This is a genomic window from Aeromonas simiae, assembly GCF_000820125.1.
GTDB lineage: Bacteria > Pseudomonadota > Gammaproteobacteria > Enterobacterales > Aeromonadaceae > Aeromonas > Aeromonas simiae.
This window is the reverse complement of the sequence record NZ_CDBY01000032.1, coordinates 24,285-24,823: the sequence shown is the minus strand read 5'-3', so window position 1 is coordinate 24,823 and position 539 is coordinate 24,285. Positions and strand designations below refer to the sequence as shown.

Sequence of the window (539 nt, the reverse complement as noted above, 5' to 3'; positions counted from 1 at the left end):
CCCCGCCAATGGCGGGGCTTCTGTTATCGGGCAGCGGTATCAGGAGATGCCGTACATCTGCTCGATCTCCTGCTTGTAGGTCGCCTCTATGATGCGGCGACGCAGCTTCATGGTCGGGGTGATCTCGCCGAGCTCCATCGAGAAGGCGCGCGGCAGCAGGGTGAACTTCTTGACCTGCTCGAACTTGGCCAGCTCCTTTTGCAGCTCGTTGATGCGAGATTCGAAGAACTCCACCACCTTGGAGTGGCGCAGCAGCTCGCTCTTGCACTGGTATTGCAGGTTGATGGAGCGGGCGTACTCTTCGAGCGACTCGTAGCAGGGCACGATCAGGGCCGACACGAAGTGACGGGCATCGGCGATGATGGCGATCTGCTCGATGAAGCGATCCTTGCCGATCGCCCCTTCCACGACCTGGGGTGCCACGTATTTGCCGTTGGAGGTCTTCATCAGCTCTTTCAGACGCTCGGTGAAGTAGATGTTGCCCTTGGCGTCGATGTCGCCGGCGTCACCGGTGCGCAGGAAGCCATCCTCGGTCATGA

Annotated in this window: 1 pseudogene; it reads right to left on the bottom strand. The window is 60.1% G+C overall.

The window, feature by feature from the left end:
• Nucleotides 1–39: 39 nt before the first annotated feature.
• Nucleotides 40–539 (bottom strand): annotated as a pseudogene (locus BN1134_RS04680) (long-chain fatty acid--CoA ligase); the annotation flags it as partial.